Source organism: uncultured Caldilinea sp., from assembly GCF_937128415.1.
Taxonomy (GTDB): Bacteria; Chloroflexota; Anaerolineae; order Caldilineales; family Caldilineaceae; genus Caldilinea.
Genome location: NZ_CAKZMJ010000087.1, coordinates 25,744 through 35,772 on the forward strand (window position 1 = coordinate 25,744; position 10,029 = coordinate 35,772).

8 protein-coding genes are annotated in these 10,029 nt (G+C 62.7%); 5 read left to right on the plus strand and 3 right to left on the minus strand.

Annotated features, from left to right (window positions below):
* Window position 1 precedes the first annotated feature (1 nt).
* From Q0367_RS17035 to Q0367_RS17045, 3 genes are all read left to right on the plus strand, one after another.
* A complete protein-coding gene (locus Q0367_RS17035; protein WP_297637193.1) occupies window positions 2-988 on the plus strand; it encodes a dihydroorotate dehydrogenase in 987 nt (328 codons plus the stop codon).
* A gap of 28 nt (window positions 989-1,016) precedes the next feature.
* Window positions 1,017-1,673, plus strand: coding sequence for an NPCBM/NEW2 domain-containing protein (locus Q0367_RS17040; RefSeq protein ID WP_297637190.1), 657 nt, complete (start codon window positions 1,017-1,019; stop codon window positions 1,671-1,673).
* A gap of 115 nt (window positions 1,674-1,788) precedes the next feature.
* On the plus strand, window positions 1,789-2,760 hold the full coding sequence (locus Q0367_RS17045; protein ID WP_297637187.1) for an acetylxylan esterase: 972 nt from the start codon (window positions 1,789-1,791) through the stop codon (window positions 2,758-2,760).
* 457 nt (window positions 2,761-3,217) lie between these two features.
* Here the strand turns inward: Q0367_RS17045 and Q0367_RS17050 are convergent, their stop codons facing one another.
* Window positions 3,218-5,245: a transporter substrate-binding domain-containing protein gene (locus Q0367_RS17050; protein WP_298983722.1), complete on the minus strand. Its 2,028-nt coding sequence runs from the start codon at window positions 5,243-5,245 to the stop codon at window positions 3,218-3,220.
* A 215-nt stretch (window positions 5,246-5,460) separates the two neighbouring features.
* Between Q0367_RS17050 and Q0367_RS17055 the strand changes: the two genes are divergently transcribed.
* Window positions 5,461-7,425 carry an AMP-binding protein gene (locus Q0367_RS17055; RefSeq protein ID WP_298983724.1) on the plus strand — a complete coding sequence of 655 codons (1,965 nt, stop codon included), beginning with the start codon at window positions 5,461-5,463 and terminating at the stop codon, window positions 7,423-7,425.
* On the opposite strand, the gene Q0367_RS17060 is transcribed toward Q0367_RS17055, so the two are convergent.
* Window positions 7,426-8,781 carry an ammonia-forming cytochrome c nitrite reductase subunit c552 gene (locus tag Q0367_RS17060; protein WP_298983726.1) on the minus strand — a complete coding sequence of 452 codons (1,356 nt, stop codon included), beginning with the start codon at window positions 8,779-8,781 and terminating at the stop codon, window positions 7,426-7,428.
* A 140-nt stretch (window positions 8,782-8,921) separates the two neighbouring features.
* The gene (gene nrfH, locus Q0367_RS17065) at window positions 8,922-9,407 is read right to left on the minus strand and encodes a cytochrome c nitrite reductase small subunit (RefSeq protein WP_297637165.1); all 486 of its coding nucleotides are present in this window, start codon (window positions 9,405-9,407) and stop codon (window positions 8,922-8,924) included.
* A gap of 253 nt (window positions 9,408-9,660) precedes the next feature.
* On the opposite strand from nrfH, the gene Q0367_RS17070 reads away from it, so the two are divergent.
* On the plus strand, window positions 9,661-10,029 hold a 369-nt coding region (locus Q0367_RS17070; protein WP_298983729.1), incomplete at its 3' end, for a helix-turn-helix transcriptional regulator.

Genomic DNA, 10,029 nt, shown 5'->3' on the forward strand with positions numbered 1-10,029 from the left:
CATGGCCGAACTCTCCACCCGCTTTCTCGATTTCACGTTGCCGACGCCGCTCGTGCTGGCCAGCGGCATCTGGGGCACGACGGTCAGCTTACTCGTGCGCGCGGCGGAGGAAGGCTGCGGCGCGGTGACGGCCAAAAGCTGCGGCCCGACCCCGCGCGCAGGGCACGTCAATCCCTCTTGTCTGGACTGGGGCCACGGCCTGATCAACGCCATCGGTCTCGCCAACCCGGGGGCGCAGGTGGAGGTCGAACTGCTGCGCGCCGCCAAAGCGAAGCTCCACCCAATGGGCGTCGCCCTGATCGCCAGCATCTTCGCCGGCCCGCCGGAAGAATTCGGCGAGGTCGCCGCCATTGTGGCGCAGGCTGCGCCTGACTTCATCGAGGTCAACATTTCCTGCCCGAATGTGCACAGCGAATTTGGCGAACCTTACGCAGGCGACCCCGACGCCGCCGCCGAGGTGACCGGCCATGTGAAAGACGCCGTGCGGGCGGCGGGGATTGCGGTTGTCGTCAAGCTGGCGCCGAACGTCCCGAGCATCGGCCGCATTGCGCGCGCAGTGGTGGCCGCAGGCGCCGACGCCCTCTGCGTCATCAACACCATGCCCGGCATGGTGATCGACGCCGAAAGCGGCCAACCGATCCTGGCCAATCGCAGCGGCGGGCTGAGCGGGCCGGCGCTCAAGCCGATCGCGCTCAAATGCGTCTACGACGCGCGCAAGGCCTGCCCCGAGACGCCCATCATCGGCACGGGCGGGGTGACCACCGGCGTGGACGCCGTCGAAATGCTGATGGCGGGCGCAACTGTGGTCGGCGTGGGCAGCGCCATCTACTATCGCGGCCCCTCGGCGATCTCGCTCATCCGCGCAGAGCTGGCCGCCTGGCTGGATGCACACCACATCGCCCGCGTGGAAGAAATCCAGAATTGCGCCCATCGGGAGCGCATCTACAGCGTTGCGCCCACCGGCGCGCCGATCCCGCTGGCCCATTGACGACGCTCCTGTGGTATACTTCAGCGTTATGACGAACTATGACACTCGCCAGGAAACCATCGACGCCATCGTGCGACGCATCTCCGATCTGAACGAGCAGTCGCTGACGCAGCTCTCGCAGTACATCTCCTATCTCAAGTGGCAGGAGGAGCTGTGGCACAGCCTGGTCGAGGACGAGCGCGTCACCGACCCGGACCAGGCGCTGCTGTGGCAGTTCGACTTCATCGAGGCGTTCCCCGCCGCGCGCAAGGTCGCCACGCGCACGCCGCAGATGATGGAGATCAAAGTCGGCATGGCGTCGTGCGGACTGGTTCAACAGATGGCGATCTGGGAGCATCCGCCGGTCGCCGGCGCCGCAGTCTGCGAGTACACTGTGCAGATTCCGCCCGACATCAACGCTCTGAAACTGCGCTTCGCCGTCGGCATCCGCGATGGCGCCTTGATGGAGGGCGACAACCTGTGCGCCTTCCGTATTTATGTCAATGGCGTGCGCCTGTGGAGCACGACGAAGCAGACCAGCAAGTGGGAACGCCACATCATCGACCTGCCCACCCTTGCAGGCCAGGAGGCGGTCATTCAGTTCGTCACCGACGGCCTGGGCGACAATCGCTGGAACTGGGCGGTCTGGGGCGAGCCGCAGCTGCTCGGCTACGGGCCAAAGCGGTTCCAATCTCAGAAAAAATAGGTTGATCCACGAAGGCGCCAAAAAACGAAGTGTGGCGCATTGGCGCTAGCCCAACCCTTTGCGCCTTCTGCGAGTCGATGAAACCATCTCTCATTTCTTGCAACGGAGCAAATCTATGGCCTTCTTCGATAAACCGCTCGCCGAACTGAAAACTTATCTGCCTGAACGCGAGGAGCCGCGCGATTTCGACGCTTTTTGGGAGCGCACGCTGGCGGAGGCGCGACGCCATCCGCTCGACCCGGTCTTCACGCCGGTCGATTATGGGCTGCGCACCGTGGAAACCTTCGACGTGACTTTCAGCGGCTACGGTGGACATCGCATCAAAGGATGGCTGCTGTTGCCCCGCCATCGTGAAGGCAAGCTCCCCACCGTGGTGGAATACATCGGCTACGGCGGCGGACGCGGCTTTCCCATCGACTGGTTGACCTGGAGCAGCGCGGGCTATGCCCATCTGGTGATGGACACGCGCGGCCAGGGGAGCGCCTGGCTACGCGGGGATACGCCGGACCCGGAAGACGGCGCCAATCCTCAGTTTCCCGGCTTCATGACGCGCGGCATCCTGTCGCCGGAGACCTATTATTACCGCCGGGTGTTCACCGATGCCGTGCGCGCTGTGGAGACGGCGCTGGCCCATCCTGACGTCGATCCGGCGCGACTGGCGGTGACGGGCGGCTCGCAGGGGGGTGGCATCGCCCTCGCCGTCGCCGGTCTGGCGCCGAAACTGCTCGACAACGCCATCAATGCGGCGATGCCCGACGTGCCGTTCCTCTGTCACTTCCGCCGCGCCACCGAGCTGGTCGATACGCACCCTTATCAGGAGATCGTGCGCTTCTGCAAGGTGCACCGCGACCAGGTGGAGACGGTCTTCCGCACCCTTTCCTATTTCGACGGCGTCAACTTCGCCGCGCGCGCCACAGCGCGCGCGCTCTTCTCCGTGGCGTTGATGGACGACATCTGCCCGCCTTCGACCGTCTTTGCAGCCTACAATCATTATCACGGCCCCAAAGACATCCGCATCTATCCCTTCAATCAACATGAAGGCGGGCAATCTTTCCAGCGACTGGAGCAGTTGCAGTTTTTGGCGTAGATCAAAGAGGACAAAAAAAGCGCCGTTCGTTGTCCCCCGACGGCTGGATTGGGGCCAGCCACAACGAACGGCGTATTTTTAACTATACACGAAGAGAATGTGAGAGTCAAATTTCACAATCGCTTGTCCGCACTAGAAGTTACGCAGTCGAGCCTCGCAATCAATAGAGCAAGAACAGGCTGCCCCAATGGGCGGTGTGACGGGGGTGCAGCTCACAGCTGCGCGTTCTTCGGCGAAATGCAACCCTGGAAGAATTCGAGGAGGCGCAGATGCGAACTGTGTCTACAGGATGCACCAGTTTCATCGTAGCTGCGGCTCGCAGCCGCAGGCCCTCGATAGACACGTAGTCCTTCGATAGACACGTAGGCCCTCGATAGACGGCCCTCGATAGACATATGATTTTGACCGACGATGCAAAGCCGGCGCCGAGTTCGAATGCTTCCTGTTGGCGCAGCTATCATCCCCGGACATTCACAGTTAACACCTGCTCTGTCACGCCAACCCCATAGGCCACCAGCTTGTATTCGTACAGCCCCACTGCATCCGGGCAGTCCTGCGCCGAGCCGCCGGAGGGTCCTCCCGCCACGATTGCGCCTCCGTTGCGCAGCAGGTTGACGCCTTGGGCGTTGTCAGCGCTCCAACTGAAGTTGACGCAGCTCCCCGGCGAGATCAGGTTGCTGCTGACCGAGAAGCGCCGAATCGCAGGCGGTTGTTGGGGAGAGGGCGGAGCGTTGACGTTGATCGTCACCTGGCGCGTTTCCTGGCCGCCGTCGCGCCGAATCACCGTCAGCGTATAAGTCTGCGTGGCGCCGGGGCACACTTCGCGCGCGCTGACGCCGGGGACGCCTTCATTGTTGAGATAGACGGCCTGGACGTTGCGCACATCCCAGCGCAGCGTCGTGCACTGCCCACCGCCGAGGTTGACGTTGTCGGCCCAGAAGTGAACGGTGTAGTCGGGCGCAGCGTTGACGACGATCGTGATCGGGAAATCATGGACGCCGCCGTTGACGTCCACCACCTGCAGCGTGTAGGTGGTCGTGTCGCCGGGGCAAACGGTGCGCGCATCGTGGCCGCCGACGCCCTGGAGGTTTCCGCCCTCGATGAAATAGACTGCGCGCACGTTTTCGATATCCCAACGAACGGTCGTGCACTGGCCGGCGCCGATGAAATTGGCGTCGGCGCGCAGGTTGGGATTGAGGTCGGTGGTCGTCGGCGGCAGTGGAGGCGGTGGATTGGGATCCGGAACCTGGATGCCCACCCAAACCACCTGACCGAAAGATTGGCCGAGGTCGTCGCGCATCTGCCAGAAGCCCTGGAAGAGGCCGGGAACTTGCGGCGCGCGCAGAGAAACCGAAAGATCGATCGTTTCACCCGGCCGCACGACGCGTCCGACCGCCGTGGGGTTGCCGCTCATCGAGGCCTCGATGCGGTTGCCGCGCACATAGGCCAGCGTAAAGTTCGGCTGCCAGTCACAGGTCCCATCGTTCAGCACGCGCCAGCTTTTGACAAAATCCTGCCCCGGCGCCAGGACCGGCGGGGCCGTCATGTTCTGGTCGTCGAAATTCAGGTCGGCCACGAACGCCATGTTGTGGACACAGGGGATAGGCGCAGGCGTCGCAGGCGCATTCTCAACCACGGCCTCATCCGGATCAGGCGTCACATGGTTCGGGTTGGTCTGCAGGTATTGCTCCACCAACCGGGCGAAAGTTCCATTGCTTTGTAGAGTGATCAACGCTTGGTTCAAGGGCGCAACCAGGTTGCTGCCCTTCGGCGCAGCGATGGCGAATTGCTGTTGGTTGAACGATAGGCCGACGATATGCAAGTCGGAATTGCGTTGTTCCGCAAGTTGGGCGGTCGCCTGTCCCAACAACCCGACGTCGATCTCCCTTGCGCGCAGGCTGCGAATCATTTCGCTCGGCGTGGCATAGGGAACCAGCATCTCCTGCGCAATCACTCCCTTGTCCACGAGATTGCGCTGCGCCCACTGCTGATAGGTGCTGCCAAGCTGCACGCCCACGCGCAGGCCGGCGAAGTCGGTCGGCGAGGTGATTGTGCGCGCAAAGTCCTTTCTCGCCAGCGCAACGCTGTTGCCGATGTAATAGAGATTGGTGAAGTCGACGAGCTGCTTGCGCTCCGGAGTCACCGAAATGGCGCCGATGGCGGCGTCCACCTGGCCGAGCACCACGGCGTTGAGCAGCCCATCGAAGGCGTAGTCCCGAAACTCGACTTCCACGCCGAGCGCAGCGCCGATGGCGCGCGCCAACGCAATGTCGAAGCCGTCCAGCTCGAAGTTGCTGTTGTAAAACTCAAAGGGCGGATAATCCGCGGCGGTGCCGAAGACCAGTTTGCCTGCGGCTTGCACGCGCTGCCAGTGGTTCGCCGGATCGATGGCCGCCTGCCGGAACGATGACGACCCTACGGCGGAGAACGCCTGGCCCGGCGCAGGCAACAACAGCGCTCCCACCAACCAGAAGAGTGCGAACAAAAATCGATGCAGAGATGTGGAGATGATGGCGTCCGTCCTTTGGCGTGCGATTGACCGGAGAGGCGCAGCAATTTGGCGGTGCGTTTGAAACGTTCCGTCCATTATGATTGACCGGCGCTTTTTCTGCAAATCCATTTCACAGTTTGCCTTCCTCGTCCCACGGGGCTACAATCCAAGTGCGCAAAGCGCCAACGTTTCTTCCCTTCCGAAGCGATATGTCCAACGCCCGCGGCTTTCCTTTCGATCAAGAGATCGTCTGGCGGCCCAATCCGGATTGGATTGCAGCCAGCAATTTGCAGCAGTTCATGCGCCGTCATGGCATCGGCGGCTATGAGGAATTGCACGCGCGCGCCCGCAACGACATCGCCTGGTTCTGGGAGGCGGCGCTGGCCGATCTGGGCATTGAGTTCTATGCGCCCTACTCGCAGATCGTCGACCTGAGCGAGGGCGTCGAATTTCCACGTTGGTGCGTCGGCGGCAAGCTCAACATCATCCACAACTGCCTGGACAAATGGCAGAAAACGGAGGTGCGAGAGCGCATTGCGCTGCGTTGGGAAGGCGAAGAAGGGGCGGCGCGCGCCTTCACCTACGCGGAGTTGTACGGCGAGGTCAACCGCTGCGCCAACGCCTTGCGTTCGCTCGGTCTGGGGAAAGGGGACGCCGTCGGCCTCTACATGCCGATGATCCCGGAGCTGGCGATTGCCTTTCTCGCCGTCGTGAAGATCGGCGGCGTCGTCCTTCCGCTCTTCAGCGGCTACGGCCCCGGTGCAGTTGTGACGCGGCTGGCCGACGCCGGCGCCAAAGCCGTCATCACCGCCGACGGATTCTATCGCCGCGGTGCGCAGGTCGCCATGAAGCCCGTCGTCGACGCAGCCTGCGCCGAAGTCGCCAGCGTGCAGCATGTGCTCGTCGTCCAGCGCATAGGACTCGCCGACCTCCCCTGGACGCCTGGCCGCGACCACCGCTGGCATGATCTGGTTTCCCAGCAGCCCGCCGAAGCGCCGACCGAAGCGACCGACGCCGAAGATGTATTGATGATCATCTACACCAGCGGCACCACCGGCCGGCCCAAAGGAGCGGTGCACACGCACTGCGGCTTCCCGATCAAGGCGGCGCAGGATATGCGCCACAGCATGGACCTCAAGCCGGAGGACGCGATCTTCTGGTTCACCGACATGGGCTGGATGATGGGGCCGTGGCTGGTCTTCGGCGCGCTGCTCAACGCCGCGACGATGGTCTTTTACGACGGCGCGCCCGACTTTCCCGACGTCGACCGGCTATGGGCATTGGTGGAGCGCCACCGCATCACCCACCTGGGCGTTTCACCAACTTTGATCCGAAGTCTTCGCCCCCACGGCGCGGCGCCGGTCGAGCGCCACGACCTCTCCTCGCTGCGCGCGGTGGGCTCCACCGGCAGCCCATGGGACCCGGAAAGCTGGCTGTGGACCTTCGAGACGGTGCTCAAGCGCGAGAAGCCGATCCTCAACTACTCCGGCGGCACCGAGATCAGCGGGGGCATCCTGTGCGGCGACTTCTTCCGCCCACTTAAGCCCTGCGCCTTCAGTGGCCCGGTGGTGGGCATGGACGCCGATGTGGTCGATGAGCAGGGGAATCCTGTGCGCGGGGCCGTCGGGGAGCTGGTGATCCGCCAGCCGTGGATCGGCATGACGCGCGGCTTCTGGCGCGACCGCGAGCGGTATTTGGAGACGTACTGGCGCAAGCTGCCCGGCCTTTGGGTGCATGGCGACTTTGCGGCGATCGACGAAGACGGCCTCTGGTACATCCTTGGCCGCAGCGACGACACGATCAAGGTGGCCGGCAAACGGCTGGGCCCTGCGGAAGTGGAGGCGATCCTGAACAGCCATCCGGCGGTGAAGGAATCGGCGGCGATCGGCGCGCCCCATCCGCTCAAGGATCAGGAGGTGGTCGGCTTTTGCGTGCTCCGTGAAGGCGTGCAGCCGAGCGAAAGTTTAAGGGCGGAGCTGATCGAGCGGGTGACGGCCGAGCTGGGCAAGCCGCTCAAGCCGCGCACGGTGCTCTTCGTCTCCGCCCTTCCCAAGACGCGCAACGCCAAAGTAATGCACCGCGTGATCCGCGCCGCCTATCTCGGCGAGCCGCCCGGCGACCTCAGCAGCCTGGAGAATCCCGAGACGGTCGAGGCCATTCGCCAGGCGGTCTGACTATTGGTTGCTGACCAGTTGCACAGCGTCGGCGGCCTGCGAACCCTGTTTCGCCGTCAAGACCTTGAACGCCTCCAGCTCGGCCTGACGCGCCAGGTTGATCGAGTCCGCCAGCACCCGCGCCGATTCCTGTGGGCTGTGGAAGCCGGTGCTGTTCTCCGACGAAATGAAGTCCCAGCGCATCTGAGAGGAGCGATGGAGCTGCAGGGCTGTGTTGAGCTCCTCGTCGGTGGCGCCCGCCTCGCGTGCCGCGACGATGGCGTCGATGGCGGCGAGCAGCGCCTCCTCGCTGCTGCGCAGCAGCTGCGCCGTGCGCGTCTGGATCGTCTCGATGCGTTGGATCAGCTCGGCCTCCGAGAATTTGTGACAGGTCTGGCAGGCGGTGGCCACGTTGACCTTGGGGCTGCGGATCCAGTGGTCGGAGACCTTCACGCTGCCCACGCGCACATAGGGCATGTGGCAGTCGGCGCAGGAGACGCCCGACTGATAGTGGAGGCCCGTCGTAAAGAGCTCGTACTCCGGATGCTGAATCTTGATCATCGGCGCGCCGGTCTCTTTATGCGTCCAGTCTTTGAAGCCGTACTCGTTGTAATAGCGCTCGATGTCGTCGACGTTCAGCCCCTTCTCCCACGGGAAGACGAGCTCCTTCTTTTCGCCGGCGAAATAGTACTCCACATGGCACTGGGCGCAGACGTAGGAACACATCTCCTGGCGGCTGGCCTGGGTGACGTCGACGCCGCGTTTCGCCAGCGCGTTGACCAGCGCCGGCCGCGTGATGCGCAGCGCCATTGTCTGCGGGTCGTGGCAGTCGGCGCAAGATGAGCCGAAGTGCAAGCGATCTTTCAGATCGTTGTAGGGGGTGCTGTTGAACGCCTCCCATCCCATCTCGGCGATCAACAGCGGCGCTTCGGCGGCGTGACAGTTGATGCAGGCGCCCGGTTGATTCGCCACCTGCACGCGCTGCGTGTTGCGCTGATCGATCTGAGAGTAAAAATGGCCGCGCTCCTCGTTGTGGTCGACGCTGAAGGGCATGCCGGCCCAGAGGCGCACCATCGCCGGGTAGCGTTCGAGCTTGCTATACGGCTCGGAGCCGCCGTAAGTCGTTGGGCCGTAGTTCTCCTCCGTGCGTTTGAAGGAATCGTATTGGATCGGGAAATTCAGCCCCCACACCGCCGGATCGATCTCGTTGTCGGCGATCTCCACCACTTTGGCAGGGTAGAGCCTGGCTTCGTCCTTTCTGCCCTGAATATTCATGAGCAGCGCAACGACCACAATCGTCGCCGCCGCCGCCGCCAAAAAGAGCCCGATATAAAGCCACAAGCGGCCTTTGCTTTGTTTGGGTGCTTGCTCGGTCATGGACATCTCCCCTTTGCTGATCGATTCGGTCGCTTCTACGGTTTGGCTTCACGACGAAAACTGAACGCCGAAACACCGAGAGCGTCACATCTTCCGTTCAGTCAACCTCTGTGCGCTCTGCGTCTCGGCGGCGAGATCGCTCACGGACCGTGCGCCACATTGCCGTGCCCGACATTGCCATGACAGCGCACACACTGGAGCGGCTCATCAGAGACAAAATGCTCGATGGCGCTCACCATCGTGGTGTGACAGTCTCGACAGTTCTGCTCGGCGATGCGAGCGTTGAAGTCGCGGATGTGCAGGTGCTCAGGATAGGTGTCGAGCGTAAAGGCGAGGCTATGGTTGAAACCGTTGACGCCCTTGACGATCCATTTATCGATGAACCCGTGGGGCGTATGGCAGTCGTTGCAGGTCGCCACCGCCTTGTGGGTGGAGCGATTCCAGCCGTCGAACTGCTCGCGCATGATGTGACAGTTGACGCAGGCGTTGGGATCGTCGGAGAAGTAGGAAAACCCCTCGGCGTAGACAAAGGTGAAGGCGCTCAGCCCCACCAGTACGCCGAACATCACAGCAAGCCCTGCCAGCCAGTAGCGAGCGCTTTTCGCAGAGGCGCGTTCGTCAGTCATGGCGGTGCTCTCTTTCTGTGGCGTCGCCGCTCTAAGAAGGTTAACGACGCATTATGAATGGAATCCAGATTACAATATTAAAATAACATGAATTTAAGCAACCGACAAATTCAATTTCAGTGTATGCAAGGAGGCCGACAAGGCATGTGACAAAAATCACAACCGATCGTCACACTTGTCCTCTGGCGGAATGGGAAGCGCGCCAGAGGCTCAGAGCGCATGCTCCAATTCGTTCAACCGTGATAAAATTTTGATGAAACACAACGCTCAGGAGCTGACACAGGTCGTCATGTCCACCTTCGGTGAACTCCTAACCAAATATATCGAGCGCGCCGGCATCAGCGACGCGGAGCTGGCGCGCAGCACCGGCGTGCAACGGCAGACCATCTTTCGTTGGAAAGAGGGGTTGACCGCCCGTCCGCGTTACCGCGAGGACGTCGTTCGCATCGCCGCCAAATTGCGCCTCTCGCCGGAGGAGCGGGACGAGCTGCTGCTGGCCGCGGGTTTCCCGCCGGAGCATCTGAAGCCAATCGCAGGCGTTTCGCCGGTGGAAGCCGCAGCAGGGACGAGCAGAATCGCGGCAGAGCAGGCAAGCGGCGCTCTCCCCCCTGCGCCCGGCCAT